14 protein-coding genes are annotated in these 16,206 nt (G+C 62.4%); 7 read left to right on the top strand and 7 right to left on the bottom strand.

All coding sequences use genetic code 11. The features are described from left to right. Positions 1-122: 122 nt before the first annotated feature. Positions 123-584: an Rrf2 family transcriptional regulator gene (locus O9K64_RS13090; RefSeq protein WP_275098525.1), complete on the top strand. Its 462-nt coding sequence runs from the start codon at positions 123-125 to the stop codon at positions 582-584. A 100-nt stretch (positions 585-684) separates the two neighbouring features. Beyond that, positions 685-1,191: a hemerythrin domain-containing protein gene (locus tag O9K64_RS13085; RefSeq protein WP_275098524.1), complete on the top strand. Its 507-nt coding sequence runs from the start codon at positions 685-687 to the stop codon at positions 1,189-1,191. A 19-nt stretch (positions 1,192-1,210) separates the two neighbouring features. Here the strand turns inward: O9K64_RS13085 and O9K64_RS13080 are convergent, their stop codons facing one another. Next, positions 1,211-1,678, bottom strand: a complete 468-nt coding sequence (locus O9K64_RS13080; protein WP_275098523.1) for a DUF4863 family protein — start codon at positions 1,676-1,678, stop codon at positions 1,211-1,213. 174 nt (positions 1,679-1,852) lie between these two features. Between O9K64_RS13080 and O9K64_RS13075 the strand changes: the two genes are divergently transcribed. After that, a complete protein-coding gene (locus O9K64_RS13075) occupies positions 1,853-3,256 on the top strand; it encodes a class II fumarate hydratase (protein ID WP_275098522.1) in 1,404 nt (467 codons plus the stop codon). 86 nt (positions 3,257-3,342) lie between these two features. Then, a complete protein-coding gene (gene hspQ, locus O9K64_RS13070; protein WP_275098521.1) occupies positions 3,343-3,651 on the top strand; it encodes a heat shock protein HspQ in 309 nt (102 codons plus the stop codon). 101 nt (positions 3,652-3,752) lie between these two features. Here the strand turns inward: hspQ and O9K64_RS13065 are convergent, their stop codons facing one another. Next, positions 3,753-5,777 carry a methyl-accepting chemotaxis protein gene (locus O9K64_RS13065; protein ID WP_275098520.1) on the bottom strand — a complete coding sequence of 675 codons (2,025 nt, stop codon included), beginning with the start codon at positions 5,775-5,777 and terminating at the stop codon, positions 3,753-3,755. 543 nt (positions 5,778-6,320) lie between these two features. On the opposite strand from O9K64_RS13065, the gene O9K64_RS13060 reads away from it, so the two are divergent. Then, positions 6,321-6,914, top strand: coding sequence for an ANTAR domain-containing response regulator (locus O9K64_RS13060; RefSeq protein ID WP_275098519.1), 594 nt, complete (start codon positions 6,321-6,323; stop codon positions 6,912-6,914). On the opposite strand, the gene O9K64_RS13055 is transcribed toward O9K64_RS13060, so the two are convergent. Next, positions 6,881-8,350, bottom strand: a complete 1,470-nt coding sequence (locus tag O9K64_RS13055) for a PAS domain S-box protein (RefSeq protein ID WP_275098518.1) — start codon at positions 8,348-8,350, stop codon at positions 6,881-6,883. The genes O9K64_RS13060 and O9K64_RS13055 overlap by 34 nt on opposite strands. Before the next feature lie 221 nt (positions 8,351-8,571). Here O9K64_RS13055 and O9K64_RS13050 point away from each other — a divergent pair, with 221 nt between their 5' ends. Further along, positions 8,572-9,378, top strand: coding sequence for a CbbQ/NirQ/NorQ/GpvN family protein (locus O9K64_RS13050; protein WP_275098517.1), 807 nt, complete (start codon positions 8,572-8,574; stop codon positions 9,376-9,378). A gap of 1 nt (position 9,379) precedes the next feature. Beyond that, entirely contained in the window at positions 9,380-11,485 is a 2,106-nt protein-coding gene (locus O9K64_RS13045) for a nitric oxide reductase activation protein NorD (RefSeq protein ID WP_275098516.1), read from the top strand. A gap of 447 nt (positions 11,486-11,932) precedes the next feature. Here O9K64_RS13045 and glcF read toward each other — a convergent pair whose 3' ends face one another. Genes glcF through O9K64_RS13020 form a run of 4 tightly spaced genes read right to left on the bottom strand, consistent with a single transcriptional unit; the run spans position 11,933 to position 16,160 of the window. Beyond that, the gene (gene glcF / locus O9K64_RS13035) at positions 11,933-13,141 is read right to left on the bottom strand and encodes a glycolate oxidase subunit GlcF (RefSeq protein WP_275098515.1); all 1,209 of its coding nucleotides are present in this window, start codon (positions 13,139-13,141) and stop codon (positions 11,933-11,935) included. A gap of 14 nt (positions 13,142-13,155) precedes the next feature. Continuing rightward, positions 13,156-14,220: a glycolate oxidase subunit GlcE gene (gene glcE / locus O9K64_RS13030; protein WP_275098514.1), complete on the bottom strand. Its 1,065-nt coding sequence runs from the start codon at positions 14,218-14,220 to the stop codon at positions 13,156-13,158. 1 nt (position 14,221) lies between these two features. Continuing rightward, on the bottom strand, positions 14,222-15,694 hold the full coding sequence (locus tag O9K64_RS13025) for an FAD-linked oxidase C-terminal domain-containing protein (protein ID WP_275098513.1): 1,473 nt from the start codon (positions 15,692-15,694) through the stop codon (positions 14,222-14,224). A gap of 31 nt (positions 15,695-15,725) precedes the next feature. Further along, positions 15,726-16,160 (bottom strand): GlcG/HbpS family heme-binding protein, encoded by a 435-nt coding sequence (locus O9K64_RS13020; RefSeq protein WP_275098512.1) that lies wholly within the window; start codon positions 16,158-16,160, stop codon positions 15,726-15,728. Between the last annotated feature and the right edge of the window lie 46 nt (positions 16,161-16,206).

Genomic DNA, 16,206 nt, shown 5'->3' with positions numbered 1-16,206 from the left:
TTGCCTACAACAATCAGGTGCCGACAATCGCTCCTAAAAAATATATCAAATACATCTTTTATATATCACGCCATTGATCGATAATCAATATATTAAATACTTCTTATGGACCCAATCCAGATATGCGGCTAACCACGTTCACCGATTATACACTTCGGGTACTCATCTACATCGGCCTACGGCCGGGACAACGGGCGACCATTGCTGAACTGGCCGATGTCTACCATATCTCGCGCAACCACCTGATGAAGGTGGTACACCATCTGGGACAGACCGGCTATATCGAGACCCTGCGTGGCAAGGGGGGTGGTTTTCTGCTGGCGCGGACCCCCGAGAAGATCAATATCGGCGTCCTGATACGCGATACCGAACAGCACACCACGCTGGTCGAATGCTTCACGGATAGCGACTGTGACTGCCGCATCAGTCCGGCGTGCCGGATGAAGGCAATGCTGAACGAGGCGCTCAACGCCTTTTATGCCGTCCTCGATCAATATACCTTGGCCGACCTGATCAGGAACAAGCGACAACTCGAACGGCTGCTGCCGGCGCCGACCCTTGCCGGCCGGGGGCCAACAACCTGAACCCGATCACACAAATGCCGTTTTGCCCCGTTCATCACCCCGGAGCAGCATCCCATGGTATAAACTCCGATGACATCAGCGCGTATAGTCGGGTGGAAACATGTTCAGCTTTTTCAAAAAGAAGAGGAGTCCGCAAGCCGCGTCCTCGACAGTTACCGCACCCAACACCACCATCACTTATGATGCCGATCTGATCGAAACCCTGATCGAGGATCACCAGATCCTGCTGGAACACTACCAGCGGGTGGAAAAGAGTGCGCGGGCGCAACACTTCAAAGAAGTGCGCGCGGAACTCAACCAGTTCAAGAACCTGTTCCACCAACATATCCTTCTGGAGAACGTGAAGCTCTACGTCTACCTGTCCCGCAGCCTGCCCGCGGATAGCGAACAGTGCCGGCTGGTCAGCGGGATGCGCCGGGAAATGCGCCATATCGGCAAGGCGGTGAACCAGTTCATCGAGCGCTACGATGTCTGGCCCTGGAATGCCGAGATGGAGGCACAATTCATCGGCGAACTGGAGCAGATCGGCAGCGCCCTGGTCGCCCGTATCCAGACCGAGGAGGAGGCGCTGTACCCGCTTTACGATATTCCCCGCGAAACCGCCTGACCATCATCGTTTACGAGGTTCAACCGCGGGTGAACTCGATCTGCCCCTCGGGCAGCAGATAGAGCACCAGCGACCGGCCCTGGGTCACGGTGGGCCGATGCTGGGAATTCGGCTCATAAACACACCAGCCGCGCGGTTTGCCGTCGAACAGCGCACCCTCGGTCACCGGCAGTACCATACAGATTTCGCCCAACGGGTGGCGGTGATGGGGCCCGGCGATATCAACCAGATCCACCACATCGACACTCAGGCGCGCGGTCTCGTCGGACGGCTCGATCACCCGGCCGAAGCGCCTCCCCTCACCGCCCTGCGCGCACATCCAGCCGGCGGCAATCGCCTCATGACAGGCCCGGTCGATGGCATTGAACAATTCACTGCCGGCGGGGAACTTGGCCTCCAGGGCGGCTTCGAGCCCCTGATCAACCGGCATCCCGTCAACCAGGTCGGTGATCGGTTTTAACAACTGTTGAAACTGTTCTACATTCATCTGGCCATCCTGTTTTACCGAGGTCGAATCGTCCTGAGGATAGCCGGTTTGGGTTGAATGATAAAGCCGGTCGCTGATTGCCATGGGCATGGTGCGGCCGGTTCGCCCCGGCATTCTCAGAAATCGGGTTCATACTAGTGGTAGACACGCACCATTTCAGCGAGGAGCCGCAGGATGACGCAATCAGACTATCGCATCGAAAGAGACAGCATGGGCGAACTGCGGGTACCGAGCGATGCCCTCTACGGCGCCCAGACCCAGCGTGCCGTGGACAATTTCCCGGTCAGCGGCATCCGCCTGCCGCAACGTTTTATCCAGGCGGGGGTGCTGATCAAACGAGCCGCCGCCGCGACCAACCGGGAACTGGGCCTGCTCGATCCGGCTATCGCGGACGCCATCATCGAGGCCAGCAGCCAATTGCTCGACGCCATCCCTATGGAGCAGTTTCCGGTCGACGTATTCCAGACCGGTTCCGGAACCAGCAGCAACATGAACCTCAACGAGGTGATTGCCGCGCTGGCCAGCCGCAGCGGCACGCCGGTGCACCCGAACGATCACGTGAATATGTGCCAGAGCAGTAATGATGTGATCCCCGGCGCCATCCACCTGAGTGCCGCTCTCGCCCTGGAGCAGCAGCTGCTGCCATCCCTGAAGCAACTCTCGGACCGGATAAAACAGCGTGCCGAAGCCCTGGACGGCGTCTGCAAGACCGGACGTACCCATCTGATGGACGCCATGCCGATCAGGATGGATCAGGAACTGAACGCCTGGGCCAGCCAGGTGGACCAGGACATCGAACGTATCCGGGAGTGCCGGCGGCGGGTGTGGCAACTGCCCCTGGGGGGTACCGCGGTCGGCACCGGGATCAACGCCCATCCGGAGTTTTCCCGGCGCATCCTGCAGCGGCTGAGTCAGGACACCGGCCTGGCGCTGACCGCCAAGCCCTCGCTGATGGAGGGACTCAGCAGTCAGGACAGCGCCGTGGAGCTGTCGGGACAGTTACGGGTCACTGCCATCAGCCTGCACAAGATCGCCAACGACCTGCGCTGGATGAACAGCGGTCCCCTTGCCGGACTGGGCGAGATCGAACTGACCGCCCTGCAACCGGGCTCCAGTATCATGCCGGGCAAGGTCAACCCGGTGATACCCGAGGCGGTGATGATGGTCTCGGCCCAGGTGATCGGCAATGACGCCAGCATCGCCATGGCGGGCCAGTCCGGCAATTTTCAACTCAATACCATGCTGCCGCTGATCGCCTACAACCTGCTGCAGAGCATTGAACTGCTCGCCAATGCCGCGAAACTGCTGGCGGAAAAGGCGGTTGCCGGCTTCAAGGTCCAGGAGGAGAAACTGAAACAGCGCCTCGCCCTGAACCCGATTCTGGTGACCGCGCTCAATCCGCTTGTCGGTTATGAAAAGGCGGCCGCCATCTGTAAGCAGGCCTATCGGGAAGGACGCGCGGTACTGGATGTGGCCGAGGAGCAGACCGCCCTCAGTCGCGGCGAACTGGAAAAACTCCTCGACCCGGTGCTGCTCACCCGTGGCGGCATCCACGGGGAGCCAGAGAAAAAGAAATGACAAGGCGATGAAACGGAACGCCCGGCAGCGGGGTCTTAGAGATAATGAAGCATCATCCGCATGCGACCCATGCCGGGGAGAATGAGATGAAATATGCAAAATTGAACGTCGGACAACTGGTTCACCACAAACTGTTTGGTTACCGTGGGGTAATCTACGATGTGGATGCCGAATTCATGCTGACCGACGCGTGGTATGAACAGATGGCCAAAAGCCGCCCACCCAAGGACGAGCCCTGGTATCGGGTACTGGTGGATGGTTCCGACTTCGAGACCTACGTCGCCCAGTGCAACCTGGAGCCGGACGGCCGCCAGGAACCGATCCAACACCCGGATATCAAAAGAGTTTTTACCGCCTTTACCGGTGACCGTTACCTGTCCGGACAACCAAACTAGCCCCGATTATGCTCCCATCCCGTTGGGGTGAGCCTACGAACCCCAACGGCTTCACGCGGGTGCGCCATGCTGTGGGGGTTCGTTCCTCACCCCAGTTTCGCCTACACCCTGAAGCGACCCACCAGGCCCTGCAGCTCCGCGGCCAGCAGCGTCTGATCACTATTGGCGGCCGAGGTCTGCTGGGCACCCACCGCCGTCTGCTCCGTCATCTCGTTGATCTGTACGATATTCCGGTTGATCTCTTCAGTTACCGCGCTCTGCTCCTCGGCGGCACTCGCGATCTGGGTGCTCATGTCATTCACCCGTTGGATGGCACCACTGATGCTGGTCAGCGCCTCGCCAGTCCGGGCAGCCTGCTCCACGGCCGCGCGGGCCAGTACCTGACTGCCGTTCACCGCCGCCACCGCCTCGGCGGAGCCGGACTGCAGCTTGCCGATCATCTGGTTTATCTCTTCCGTCGAGAGCTGAGTCTTACTCGCCAGATTGCGCACCTCGTCCGCCACAACGGCAAACCCCCGCCCCTGCTCGCCGGCACGGGCCGCCTCGATGGCGGCGTTCAAGGCCAGCAGATTGGTCTGCTCGGCGATACCCTTGATCACGTCCAGAATGGTGCCGATCTCGACGCTTTGCTGTTCCAGCTGCTGGATGACCGATCCGGCGCCTTCCACGGTATCGGAGAGCTGCTGGATCTTGACGATGGTGTCATGCATCGCCTGTTGTCCCGCCGCCGCCTGGCTATTCACCTCGTTGGCCGCCTGAGATGTCCGGCCGGTGCTGGAGGCCACCTCCTGCACGGTGGCGCTCATCTCGTTCATTGCCGTGGCCACCTGGGTGGTTTCACCGAGCTGGGTCTGCAGTGCCTGATGGGTCTGTTCGGTGATCACCGAGGTCTGTTCCGCCATGGTCGCGAGGCGGCCGGTGGCATCGGTGATCTGCATCACCACTGCCCTGAACGCCTCGCCCATGTTGTTGAAATCGGTACCAATCCGCTGCAGCTCGTCGCGCGTATTCAGGTTCAGCCGGGTATTCAGGTCGCCCTCGGCCAACCGGCGAGTGGCATCGCCGATAAGGCTGATGCTGCCCACCACGGAGTTATAGAGCCCGGCAAACAGGTAGATCAGCAGTATCAACACCGCCATCACCACCGCCAGCGTCCTATTCTTGATGGCGCTTTCAGCGGCGATGCGTGCGCTTAACAGGCTGTCCAGTTCATCGGCAATCGCATCATACAGCTGGTAGGAGCCGGAGATCGCCACGGTGGCCATATCAAACACGGTTTTGTCATCGACACTGATCTGTTCCGGATCGGCCAGGATCTGATCCAGCAGCGCCCGCATCCCGGCGATTGCCCGGCTGTTGGCGGCGACCGCCTCGCTCAACTTCACACCCACCACACTGTTGGCCTTGATGGCCGCCTGCAGCCCGGTGTCGGAGCGTTGCGCATAGGCACGGATATTGTTCGCCAGCACCGACAGCCGGACGAAGGAGTTGCGGTCATGTACGCCCCGTGCCGCCGCCCCCGAGCCAAGCGCCCGGGCCTGGCCCATGTTCTCGGTCAGATTGATCAGGTTATGCACCACAGCATCCCCCAAATAGGAAGTATCCAGCGTGGGATCCAGGGTAATCGCCGAGACATCGGCCACGTAACTCATCAGCCCTATCAAGGCGGCCAGCAGATCCGAATGGGCCCGGATCGCCACCGCCGGCTCCTGATCCAGGGAGGTGGCCTTGATGGTCTCCCACTGCCGCATCAACGGGTCCAATTTGCCGGCGGTATCCAGTGCACCACCCAACTGCTGGTCCACCGCCAGCAGCGCGGCCAGCTTCCGGTCCACCTCGCCACGCTTGCTCATGAGGCGCTCGCGAAAATTGTCCGCGCCGTTCAGCAAGGCGCTGGTCATGCCGCGATGCTGTTGTATATCTTCTATCGGTTGCCGAATGGCCCTGATATAGGCCAGGCCCTGGCGCTCATGTCCGGTGAGCACAATCCCTTCATCGATATGCCGGATCAGGGTGATGGAGAGCAGCACCAGCGGTGCCAGGATGACCAGGAATATCAGCCCGAATTTGAGCGGATAGCGTAGCTGCTCCATCAGGTACACGGCCGGAAATAGAATACGTCTCATCATGCAATCCCCCCTTTTGGTCTCTTTGAACATCTTGTTATTGGCTCTCTGCAACCGATGCCCGCAGGTTCTGGCGGCCGTCGGTCAAACTGTTTCTTGAGGAGATGCGGGAGATCCGGAACCTGTCCGCGAGTCGCCGCTTTCCGTATAGAAACAGGAGCGTTAGCTGCCGCGCGTGCGGCAGTGCTATCACTAGGCGGGGGAAGGGCCTTGAGTGGAATTATCCGGGACTTTCCGGTCCCGGCGGTAGCCGTCGGGACCGGTGACGGCATCACGACGGGAAGGGTGATGCCGGCAACGGCAATACCCGGAGCAGTGCTCCGGGCGGAATTCTGCCGGTGGCCCTATGTAACGGCAGATCGGCACATTCCTTTAAGGATTTATCCCGACTGACGCAATCCGGCTCACGGGCGTAGCCGAAAACGGGAAGGATACCATTTAGGGAAAAAATTGATATAAAGCAAGGTCTCGTTTCTCCACGGACTGATACCCTGAACCTGCCACGGGGTTCAGATAACAATAAACGGGTTGGGAGAATATCCGATGACCAAGAAGCTCCTTCTGGTTGATGATGACGCGCTGGTGCTGGCCACCTTCGGCCGCGGACTGCGGGATGCCGGCTACACCATTCTGGTGGCCGCCACCGGGGAGGAGACGCTGGAGCTGGTTGCCAGAGAGAGACCCGACCTTGCCATCCTGGACATCCGCATGCCGGGGCTCTCCGGTATCGAGGTATCGAAACAGCTCCATGGGCTGGCCATTCCGGTGGTCCACCTCTCCGCCTATAACGATAGCGAGACGCTGCAAAGTGCCCTGGCCGAGGGTGCTCTGGGCTATCTGGTCAAACCCATCGACGTGGCCAAGGCGATACCCACCCTGGAGGCCGCGCTCCAGCGCGCCCGGGAGTTGCAACGACTGCAGGCGAGCGAAACGCGGCTGAGCCAGGCATTGGATACGGCGAATACCGTCAATTTTGCCGTCGGCATCCTCTCCGAGCGCCACCGTATCGACCGGCACAGGGCGTTCGAGTTGATGCGCGATCAGGCCCGTTCGGAACGCCGCAAGGTGAAGGAGATCGCCCGCGAGATACTCGATGCCACGGACTACATCAACCGCTTCGGTTCCGATCCATCCTGAGCAACCGGGCACGCCTTCAGGCTGACGACGGGCGCCTCCAGGGTCAGTTGCGCAATCACCCGGTCGGCCACCGAGGTCAGGGAGAGCCCGGCCCCACGGTGCGGCAGCAGATCCCGCGCCAGGGTCAGGCCGGTACCCAGCCCAAGCCCCTTTTGCAGATCGAAATCCGCCGGCAACGGCAACGTGCCTGGATTGCTCAACTGCAGGATCACCCTCTCACCCTCCCTCAGCAGCGTTGCCGTTAGCCCGGACGAGCGGATACCCGCCGGCGGGCTGTGCTTCACGGCATTCTGCAGCAGCTCATTGATGATCAGTGCCAGTGGCACACCGTCGCTCGGCCGGACCACAATATCCGTCGAGCGGCAGCCGATCTCCAGTCGAATCTCCGTGGAGCTCAGTTTATTCACCGCCGCGCAGATCATCTGCAACAGCGCCTTGAGCTCGATCCTGCCCTGGTTCAGGCGGCTCTGCAGACCGTGCACCAAGGCGATCGACTCCACCTGGCCGATGGCCGACTCCATCGCCGCGGAGAGCTCCGGTTTGTCCCGGGTGTGGTTGCGCAGCAGACTGATAATCCCCTGCAGGTGATTCTTGATGCGATGGTGGACCTCCCGGACCAGGGTGTCGCGCTGGCGCTGTACCGCCTGCAGCCGCTGCTGCTCCTTCATCCGGCGTTCCGTGACATCCCTGACGAAGGAGAAGATAAACCGATCCGCTCCCACCGTGGCCAGGGTGGCGCTGATATCCAGATCGATCAGGCGCCCGTCACGGCACCGGTGACTCGATTCGAAATGGTCATGCCCCTGGGCCTCGATCTTGTTGATGTGTTGTGCCGCCTCCCGGGCGGTTTCGCTCGCCTCCAGATCGGCGAGCCGCATCTTCAGCAGGCTCGGCCGCTCATACCCCACCATCCGGCAATAGGCGTCGTTCACCTCGCGCAGGGAGCCGTCGAGGTTCAGGATGATCAACCCGTCATGGCTGTTCTCCAGGATCAGCCGGTTGCGCAGGATCTGCTCCTGCAGCGCCGCCTCGGCCTGGATGCGGCGCGTGACATCCTGCACTACGCCGAGCATGCGTAGCCGTACGCCGTCCCGGTCGCGCTGTACATCGCCCCGTTCCAACACCCAGCGGACGCTGCCGTCGGGCCAGACCACGCGGTGTTCGATCTCGTAGGGCTCGCCGCGCGCGACACAACCATCGACCGCCCCGACCACCGCCTGCCGGTCTTGCGGATGGACCGCCGACAGGAAGTTTTCATAGGTGGTCTCCAGTTCGCCCGGCGGGTAACCGAACAACGGACCGATACGTTCACTCCAGTAGAGTTCCCCGGTCCGGATATTCCAGTCCCAGGTGCCGATCTCCGCAAACGCCTGGCTGCGCACATGGCGGTCCAGGATATCCTCCACTGTCATGCTGCTGCTCACTCTGTCCCGCATGAAACTGCTCCTGTCAGCCGGAATGGTTAAGCTTTTTGAAAGTTATTGAATATGCTTCCGTTTTTCAACCAGAGAAATGCACCCGAAGGTCGAGCGATGCGCCTTCCCTTCCTGCCTGCCACTATAGCGCCATAAAAAAATCCTTACTTTCCGCTTGTTGATCTCGCCCCCGATCCCCAGCATGCTAGAGCGCCCAGGCAGTAACCCAGGAGTATCCACGGATGCGCACCTTCAGACTGGATGAGTACCGGATCGAGGATGAGCCCTATTACCAGCCCACCGGCGACGAGATCGAACTGTTCGAGGCGGCCTACCGCAACCAGCTGCCGCTGCTGCTGAAGGGGCCGACCGGCTGCGGCAAGACCCGCTTCATGGAGTACATGGCGTGGTGGCTCAAGCGGCCGCTGATCACCGTCTCCTGCCATGACGACCTGACCGCCTCCGACCTGGTGGGACGCTACCTGATCAAGGGCGGCGAGACCAGTTGGATCGACGGCCCCCTGACCCAGGCGGTCAAGGCGGGCGGCATCTGTTACCTGGATGAGATCGTCGAGGCGCGCAAGGACACCATGGTGGTGATCCACCCCCTGGCCGATGACCGCCGGGTGCTGCCGATAGAGAAGCTCGGCACCCTGATCGAGGCCGATCCGGAGTTCGCCATCGCCATATCCTACAACCCCGGCTACCAGAGCGTGCTCAAGGACCTGAAACAGAGCACCCGGCAGCGCTTCGTGGCGCTGGAGTTCAACTACCCCGGGGCGGCGCTGGAGGGCGAGATCGTGATGCGCGAATCGGGACTGGACCGGGAGCTGGCCGGACGGCTGGTGAAGTTCGCCGGCATGACCCGCAACCTCAAGGGCAGCGGGCTGGAAGAGGGGGCCAGCACCCGCCTGCTGGTACACGCCGCCAAACTGATGGTGGCCGGGGTCAACCCGGTCTCCGCCTGTCAGGGGGCGATCGCCCAGGCCCTCACCGACGACCCGGAGATGCTCGCCTCGGTGAACGAACTCTCCTCCTCCCTGTTCTGAGATGAAACCCGGGGTCCCGCTCTCCCTGCCCGCGGTCCGGCAACAGCTGGACGAACTGCTGGAGGTGGAGTACTCGTTCCGCGACACGGCGCAACCGGCCGCCGCTATCGCCGCCCTGCCGGCAGAGCGCCAGGCCCGGCTGATCAGCTGGATCCGGCGCATTGCCAGTACCCACGTGGAGCTGGGCTACCAGGTCGCCTGTCGCGGCGTGGCGGCGCAGGCGCTGATGGCGCCGGACGACTTCGAGGCCTGGATCTTCCACAGCATGGATCGCTACGATGCCGAGGGACTGCGCCCGGCCCTGCGGGTGATCGAACAGTACCGGCAATTTGCCGGGCAGCAGCAGGCTCGGTCACGCGGCGCGTTGCTGCAGGAGCACGAGGGGGTGCTGAGCCATTTTCTCCGGGGGCTCTCCGGGCGGCCGCTCAAGCTCAGCGCGGCGGACACCATCCATACCGATAGCGAGACCCTGTTCCTGCCGCCACTTTTGGCGGGGTTGCCGACCCCGGGGCAAAACTTCCAGCTCTACAAGGTCACCTGCGCCCTGCTCTGGGCGCAGATTCGCTTTGGCTCCTTCCGCCCGCTGCTGTCCCTCAACGCTCCCGATCCCGGGCTCCTGGCGCTCTATCACGCCATGGAGCTGCTGCGCCTGAAGGCGTGTCTGCGACGCGCCCTGCCGGGGCTCCATCGGCAGCTCGAACAGATCTGCCAGGCGCTCGGTGAGGCGGCCCTGCCGGCCGAGTGGACAGGGCTTCTGGCGCGGCTTGAGACACCGGAAACCCAGGCTACCGATGTGCTGGTGCTGGCCCGGCAGCAACTCGGCCGACTCACACCCTACCCGTCCACCGGACAGCCGATCATCCTGGACCTGGAGGCGGTGCGGACCTGCATGCAGGTGCGGATCGAAAAGGAGCGAGCCCGTTTCAAGGTGGCGCTGAACAGCCTGCTGGAGGAGCTGCCGGGCAATGTCCGGGAGAAGCGGCCATCCCGCTTTACCAAACAGCGCGAGGAGGACCCGTCCGTGCCGGAGGGTTTCCGCGTCGAGATCCTGCTGGACGATATGCCGGCGCCGCTGCCCGATGAGGTGCAGGCGCTGCAACGCTCCATCCTGCTCGACCTGGGGGAGATCCCGGACGACTACCTGCAACCCGCCGGGCCGGGCGACTATGATTCGGCCCTGCTGCGCGATCCGACGCGTGATGCTGACGATGTCTGGCGCGGCAGCTATCACGAGGAGGGGGCCCACCTCTATGACGAGTGGGACTTCCAGCGCCGCCATTACCGGAAAAACTGGTGCGCCGTGCGGGAGCGCGAGATCACCCCGCTGTATGACGATTTCGCGGCCCGCACCCTGGCCAAACACCACGGCCTGGTCAAGCACCTGCGCAAGACCTTCGAGGCGATGCGCCACGAGAACCGGCTGCTGAAACGCCAGCCGGAAGGTGATGGGGTGGATATCGATGCCCTGGTGGAGGCGCTGGCGGATGCCCACCTCGGTTTCGAGATGACCGAACGCCTGCTCACCAGGATGCAGCGCAACGAACGTAACATCGCGGTGGTCTTCATGGTGGACATGAGCGGCTCCACCAAGGGCTGGATCAACGACGCCGAGCGCGAATCCCTGCTGCTGCTGTGCGAGGCGCTGCAGAGCCTGGGCGACCGCTACGCCATCTACGGCTTCTCCGGCATGACCCGCAAGCGCTGCGAGCTGTTCCACATCAAGCACTTCGAAGAGCCCTATAGCGAACTGATCAGGGGGCGGATCAGCGCCATCGAACCCCAGGACTATACCCGCATGGGCTTTGCCATCCGCCACCTGTCCCGGGTGTTGCAGCAGACCGAGGCCAAGACCCGCCTGCTCATCACCCTCTCCGATGGCAAGCCGGATGACTACGACGGCTACCGGGGTCAATACGGTATCGAGGATACCCGCCGCGCCCTGATCGAGGCGCGGCGCGGCGGCATCCACCCCTACTGCATCACCATCGACGAGCAGGCGCGGGACTACCTGCCCCACCTCTATGGCCCGGCCGCCTACAGCGTGGTGGACGATGTGCGCGCGCTGCCGCTGAAGGTCTCCGACATCTACCGGCGATTGACCCGCTGAACGGCGTCAGTCGACCGCGCCCACACGGAAAAAAACGCTGGGGTGAAACCACACCTCACTCAGCCAGCCGATCCCCGGTGCCGCCGACCTCCTTGGGTAAATCCTTGAACTTGGGCAACCCGTCCCGAATGGGTAGTACGGACTCCTGATAGTGCACATGGAATGCCGGCTCAAAGGGCACGGGGCAGGGACTGTACCTGCACCGCACCGGATGAAGAGGTTTTCTTGCCGGCTTTGGGCCCGCCATTCAGGCTGTCGTTCATGTTTTCTGTAATCCTTGCACAAGGCCTGCGCCACACCAACTGCCCAGCCCCCGCGTGCATTACCCGCACCTGAAACACGAAACTGTACGACTACACCGGGACGAGGCAGACTCAATGGGCGCTAGTTTATCACCCAAATGGCCGCCTGCCTGCATCCCGGCCTCAGACATGCCTCATCTTCGGCTCAGGCATCGAGCAGCTCGATCCAATGCTGGACCGGTCGGTCAGCCCTGGATTCCAGGTGCAGCTGACAACCGATGTTTGCCGTGACGATACGTTGCGGATTATCGATTGTCAGTGCCTCGAGCTTGTTCTGCAGCAGCTTCTGGCTCATGTCCGGTTGCAGGATCGAATAGGTGCCGGCCGAGCCGCAGCACAGGTGCCTGTCGCGGGTTTTGGCCAATTCGATACCGGCCCTTTCCAGCACCTGCTCCACCACACCGCTCTGCTTCATGGCGTGCTGCAGCGTGCAGGGGCAGTGGAACGCCACCTTGCCCGCCCCCTTGTCATGGCTGAGTACCGACAGGTCCTCCTGCAGCAGGATGTCCCCCAGATCCCGCGTCAGTTCGCTGACCCGGTATGCCTTGTCGGCATAGGCCGGATCATCACGCAACAGGTGCCCGTATTCCTGCACCATGGCGCCACAACCGGATGCGGTCATGACGATGGCCTCGGCGCCGGCCTCAATGGCCGGCCACCAGGCATCGATATTGCGCCGCATGAAATCCAGCCCTTCATCATGGGCCGACAGGTGATAGCTCACCGCGCCACAACAGCCGGCCCGGGGCGCCTCCACCAGGCTGATGCCCAGGCGGTCCAGTACCCGCGCCGTCGCTGCATTGGTGTTCGGTGCCGTGGCTGGCTGGGCACAGCCGGCCAGCGCCAGCATCACCCGCGGATGACTGCCGGCCGGCCAGGGGCTCGGCTCCCGCCTCGGTGGCAGCTTGGCCTTGAGCACCGCCGGCAACAGCGGCTTGACGCTTTGCCCCAGGCGCAGCAGAGCCCCAAAACGCGCCGGATATGGCAGCACCCGGCGTAGCCCCCAGCGCAGCAGCCGCTGCGCGGGCGGACGCTGAAGTTTTTCCTCGACGATGCCGCGGCCGATATCCACCAGCCGGCCGTACTGCACCCCCGACGGGCAGGTGGTTTCACAGCTGCGACAGGTCAGGCAGCGGTCCAGATGGGTGCGGGTTTTCTCGGTGACCGTGCCCTCCTCCAGCAACTGCTTGATCAGGTAAATACGCCCGCGCGGGCCATCCCGCTCGTCATTCAGTTCCTGGTAGGTCGGGCAGGTTGCCGTGCAGAAGCCGCAGTGTACGCAGCTGCGCAGGATCGACTCGGCTTCCTGTCCCCGGGCACTGTCTTTGAACTGCGCCAATATGTTCGTTTTCATTGCAAACCTGCCTGTTACATCCAGCCATACAGACGCCCGGGATTGAACACGCCATCCGGGTCGAAAGACTGCTTGAGTCGCTGTTGAAGAGTCTGAAGGGCCTGGGGTTGATGATGCATGACCTCGGCCTGGCGATCGCCGCCACGAAACAGGCTGACTTGGCCGCCCGCCGCCTCTGCCATTGCCTGCATCTGCGCCATGGACGCATCCCCGCGGTACCAGCGCTGGGCGCCGCCCCAGTCGATCAGCCAGTCACCCTCGAGTGCGGGATTGGCGGCGGTCGGGTTCACCGAAAAGCGCCACAGCGGCGCCTTCCCTGCGAAAAACGCCAGTTTCTGGTCGCGCAGTGCCACCCAGAATGCATCGCCATCGTCCAGTCGTTCCCCCTGCCCCAGCCATTGCCGGACAGTGGCATCCACTGCCGCCGGGGCACCGCTGAGACGCAGGTAAAGGCGGTTGTCCAGCCAGCAGGCCGCCGACAGCGGCTTGGGCTCGGCAGCGCGCCGGTTCATCAGCCCCAGGGCGTCTTCCAGCCCCAGATCGAACGCCAGGGTGCAGCTGACGGCAGGCCGGGGCAAGACCTTGAGACTGACTTCAGTAATCAGACCGAGGCTGCCCATGGCACCGGCCTGCAAACGCGAAACATCATAACCGGCCACATTTTTCATCACCTGGCCGCCAAAGCGCAGGTGCTCGCCGCGGCCATTGAGCAGCCGGACCCCCAGCACCTGATCGCGCACCGAGCTCCACCAGGGCCGGCCGGGCCCGGACTGGTTGCACGCCAGGGTGCCGCCCAGGGTCGATGCCGCACTGAAGCGCGGCGGCTCAAAGGACAGCATCTGGTCGTGTTCGTCCAGGGCTGCCACCAGTTCGATCAGCGGCGTCCCCGCCCGAGCCGTGAGCACCAGCTCGACCGGCTGATAGCTGACAATGCCGCGGTGACCACCCACATTCAGGGGGTCACCGCTGGCGACACGGCCCATAAAGGCCTTGCTGGTGCCACCGATGATATTGAGTTTGGTACCCTGATCCCTGGCCGACAGAATCTGCTGCTGCAGCAGTGGAACGATATCCGCCATATCAGGCTGCTCCCTTGACTGAGGTGGATGGGGGCATGGTTTTGGTCTCCAGTGAGCGGTATTCCTGACAGTGGCGCAGCGTCGGTACGCCCTTGCCGGGATTCAGGGTACCGGCAGGATCAAAGGCATCCTTGATGGCATTGAACTGCAACAGCTCCTGCTCGTTGAACTGGATCGGCATCTGGCGGATTTTTTCAATGCCCACACCATGTTCGCCGGTGATGCAGCCCCCGACCTGGACACAGAGTTCCAGTATGCGAGCGCCAAACTCTTCGGTTTTCTCGAATTCGCCCGGCACATTGGCATCAAACAGAATCAGCGGATGCAGGTTGCCATCGCCGGCATGAAAGACGTTGGCGACGCGCAGCTGGTATTCGCCGGACAGACGCTGCATCTCGGTCAGTACGTGGGCCAGCTGACTGCGCGGAATGGTCCCGTCCATACAGTAATAGTCCGGCGAAATGCGGCCGACCGCCGGAAATGCCGACTTGCGACCCTTCCACAGCAGTGCGCGCTCGGTTTCACTTTGGGAGGTGCGTACCGAGGTGGCGCCGAAGGAGGCAAACAGGCCCTCCACCTGGGCGATATGTTCCTGTACCTCCTCGATGGTGCCATCCACTTCGCACAATAGCAGCGCCTGGGCATTCCCGGGGTAACCGGCCCTGGCGAAGTCTTCCGCCGCACGGATGGCGTGGGTATCCATCATTTCCAGGCCGGCGGGAATAATGCCCCGCGAAATGATGCCACCCACGGCATCAGCGGCCTGCTGCACGCTGTCGAAGGCCGCCAGCACCACCTGGGCCTTCTCGGGCTGGGGCAGCAGCTTGACGGTAACCTCGGTAATAATGCCCAGCAGGCCCTCGGACCCGGTGATCAGCGCCAGCAGATCCATGCCGCAGCTGTCCAGCCCCTGGCTGCCGATGCTGAGCTTCTCGCCCTCGACGCTGAGCATTTCGACGCTGAGAATATTGTGTACGGTAAGACCGTATTTCAGGCAATGTACACCGCCGGAGTTTTCGGCCACATTGCCGCCGATGGTGCAGGCAATCTGGGAGGACGGATCAGGCCCGTAGTACAGACCCTGTTCGGCAGCGGCTTCAGTAATGGCCAGGTTGCGCACGCCCGGCTGTACCCGGGCGCTGCGCGCCAGCGGGTCGATCGACAGGATGCGGTTGAATTTGGCCAGGGACAGCACCACGCCCTCGGCGTGGGGCATGGCACCGGCACAGAGTCCGGTTCCGGCCCCCCGGGCCACCACGGGAATCGAATGCTGGTGGCAGATGCGCAGCACCTGCTGCACCTGCTCGACCGTATCCGGCAGCACCACGACCAGCGGCATTTCGCAATACATCGACAGGCCATCGCACTCGTAGGGGCGCTGGGTCTCGGCATCGTCAATCACAGACTCGGGATCGATAAAGCGGCGCAAGAGTTCAACCAGCCGGGCCTTGTCAGGTTTCGATACTTCGGTCATCACAGCGCTCCACATGGGCTTGGCGTTTTACTCAGGCACCCTGGTGCCGGCTTTGCAAAAAATGATCGATACCGGCCTGGGCACAGTCCATGTCCTGGGCCGGCGTACCGGAACTCAGGCCGATGCCGCCAACGACTTCGCCGTCCACAATGACCGGCAAGCCCCCGCCCACCACACAGAGGCGTCCGCCCAGGGCCGTGTGTATGCCGAACATCAGATTGCCCGGCACACAGGCTGCATTATATTCGTGGGTAGCCTTGCGCGCGGCACTCGCGGTAAAGGACTTGTCCTGGGCGATGGTAATACTGATGACCTTGCCCCCGTCCATGCGTTCGAAGGCCAGCAGGTTGCCGCACTCATCGGTGATGGCGATACACATGGGTATGCCGATTTCTGTTGCCCGCGCCGCGGCACCCGCGATAAGGAGGCGCGCATCGGCCTGGTCGAGTCGGTTAATGGTCAACATCTGTGGCTCCTTGAAAAATGAGCATGGCGAGCGCGCTTGAACCCTC

It is taken from the genome of Sedimenticola hydrogenitrophicus (genome assembly GCF_029017505.1).
GTDB lineage: Bacteria > Pseudomonadota > Gammaproteobacteria > Chromatiales > Chromatiaceae > Sedimenticola > Sedimenticola hydrogenitrophicus_A.
The sequence above is the reverse complement of the archived record's forward strand: the minus strand, read 5'-3'. Positions and strand labels throughout refer to the sequence as shown.

Excerpts from the sequence above, each read along its gene's own strand:
- O9K64_RS13090 (WP_275098525.1), top strand. The coding sequence starts at position 123 with ATGCGGCTAACCACGTTCACCGATTATACACTTCGGGTACTCATCTAC.
- O9K64_RS13085 (WP_275098524.1), top strand. The coding sequence starts at position 685 with ATGTTCAGCTTTTTCAAAAAGAAGAGGAGTCCGCAAGCCGCGTCCTCG.
- O9K64_RS13080 (WP_275098523.1), bottom strand. The coding sequence starts at position 1,678 with ATGAATGTAGAACAGTTTCAACAGTTGTTAAAACCGATCACCGACCTG.
- O9K64_RS13075 (WP_275098522.1), top strand. The coding sequence starts at position 1,853 with ATGACGCAATCAGACTATCGCATCGAAAGAGACAGCATGGGCGAACTG.
- hspQ (WP_275098521.1), top strand. The coding sequence starts at position 3,343 with ATGAAATATGCAAAATTGAACGTCGGACAACTGGTTCACCACAAACTG.
- O9K64_RS13065 (WP_275098520.1), bottom strand. The coding sequence starts at position 5,777 with ATGAGACGTATTCTATTTCCGGCCGTGTACCTGATGGAGCAGCTACGC.
- O9K64_RS13060 (WP_275098519.1), top strand. The coding sequence starts at position 6,321 with ATGACCAAGAAGCTCCTTCTGGTTGATGATGACGCGCTGGTGCTGGCC.
- O9K64_RS13055 (WP_275098518.1), bottom strand. The coding sequence starts at position 8,350 with ATGCGGGACAGAGTGAGCAGCAGCATGACAGTGGAGGATATCCTGGAC.
- O9K64_RS13050 (WP_275098517.1), top strand. The coding sequence starts at position 8,572 with ATGCGCACCTTCAGACTGGATGAGTACCGGATCGAGGATGAGCCCTAT.
- O9K64_RS13045 (WP_275098516.1), top strand. The coding sequence starts at position 9,380 with ATGAAACCCGGGGTCCCGCTCTCCCTGCCCGCGGTCCGGCAACAGCTG.
- glcF (WP_275098515.1), bottom strand. The coding sequence starts at position 13,141 with ATGAAAACGAACATATTGGCGCAGTTCAAAGACAGTGCCCGGGGACAG.
- glcE (WP_275098514.1), bottom strand. The coding sequence starts at position 14,220 with ATGGCGGATATCGTTCCACTGCTGCAGCAGCAGATTCTGTCGGCCAGG.
- O9K64_RS13025 (WP_275098513.1), bottom strand. The coding sequence starts at position 15,694 with ATGACCGAAGTATCGAAACCTGACAAGGCCCGGCTGGTTGAACTCTTG.
- O9K64_RS13020 (WP_275098512.1), bottom strand. The coding sequence starts at position 16,160 with ATGTTGACCATTAACCGACTCGACCAGGCCGATGCGCGCCTCCTTATC.